Origin of the sequence: Pseudomonas sp. 5Ae-yellow, assembly GCF_014077575.1 — a bacterium.
GTDB classification, from domain to species: Bacteria; Pseudomonadota; Gammaproteobacteria; order Pseudomonadales; family Pseudomonadaceae; genus Halopseudomonas; species Halopseudomonas neustonica.
This window is the reverse complement of sequence record NZ_JACGWE010000106.1, coordinates 1-1,376: the sequence shown is the minus strand read 5'-3', so window position 1 is coordinate 1,376 and position 1,376 is coordinate 1. Positions and strand designations below refer to the sequence as shown.

The window sequence follows — 1,376 nt, the reverse complement described above, 5'->3', positions numbered from 1 at the left end:
GGGACTGTCAGGTTTTTTGTGTTCGGGCTCTTAACGGCCTGCCATCAGGTAGGCCTTCACTTACCAGGTTGGCCTGGTGAAACGATCTTCATACAGGATCGCAAACTGGTTCATAGCGGCTTTCCAGTCATGTGCCGCGTTACCCCAGTTGGCAGTGATATTACGTAGCGCCAACCAGATCAACTTCGTCGCGGCATCATCCGTGGGGAAGTGCCCCCGGGTTTTAAGGATCTTACGCAACTGAGCGTTGATGCTTTCAATCGCATTGGTCGTATAGATCACCTTTCGTATGGCGGGCGGGAAGACAAAGAACGGAATGACCCTATCCCATGCGCGGCGCCAGGCTGCTACTACCGTCGGATACTGCTTACCCCATGGCCCAGCTTCAAACGCGTCCAGAGCCTGCGCTGCGACCTCAGCATTGAGCGCTTGGTAGATGGGCTTGAGCGCTTTGGCCAGTTCTCTGCGCTTGTCCCAGCTTGCATAATCAAGGCTGTTGCGGATCAGGTGGACAATGCAAGTCTGCAAGGTAGTATCCGGGAACACCGCGCTTAGAGCTTCAGGTATGCCCTTCAGGCCGTCAGTCACGGCGATCAATACATCTTCTACGCCCCGGGTCTTCAGGTCGTTGAACACCTTCATCCAGAACTTGGCACCCTCGGTCGTTTCGATCCAGATGCCCAAAATATCCCGTGTACCGTCCGGTAACACGCCAAGCGCCAGGTAAACGGCCTTGTTGCGAACCAGGCCTTCGTCCCGAATTTTGACCCTCAGGGCGTCGAAGAAAATGACCGGATACATTGGTTCCAGGGGGCGTTGCTGCCAAGCGCTAATCTCTTCCAGTACGGCATCGGTAACCGAACTGATGAAGTCATGAGACACATCCGTTCCGTACTGCTCGGCCAAGAAGGCGCGGATTTCACGAACCGTCATGCCTCGGGCATACATGGCAATGATCTTGTCGTCAAAGCCGGTAAAGCGGCGCTCATGCTTGGGAATCAGGATCGGGGCAAAGCTGCCGTCGCGGTCTCGGGGGATATCCAGACGCAGTGGGCCGTCATCGGTGAGTACTGTCTTACCGCTCCTGCCGTTGCGCTGGTTGCTCGCCCCCTCAGGGCGCTCAGCGCCTTCAGCATAGCCAAGGTGATGTCCCAATTCAGCGCCCAGGGCACGCTCGATCAATGCCTTCTTGAACGCCATCGAGGCATCCTGAATGGCTTCGGCGCTCATCGGGCCATTTACGAACTGATCTATCAGTTCGTTGGGAATTGCGGGTAGGTCTCGCGGGGCTTCACGCCCCGGCTTCTTCTTGGTCGGCATACATGCGTCCTCTGCTGCAACATGTTATGCCCAAACACAAAATTTATGACACCCCC

Annotated in this window: 1 protein-coding gene; it reads right to left on the bottom strand. The window is 56.0% G+C overall.

All coding sequences use genetic code 11. The features are described 5' to 3' along the window. Nucleotides 1-60 precede the first annotated feature (60 nt). A complete protein-coding gene (locus H4J77_RS19430; RefSeq protein WP_182250102.1) occupies nucleotides 61-1,320 on the bottom strand; it encodes an IS256 family transposase in 1,260 nt (419 codons plus the stop codon). Between the last annotated feature and the right edge of the window lie 56 nt (nucleotides 1,321-1,376).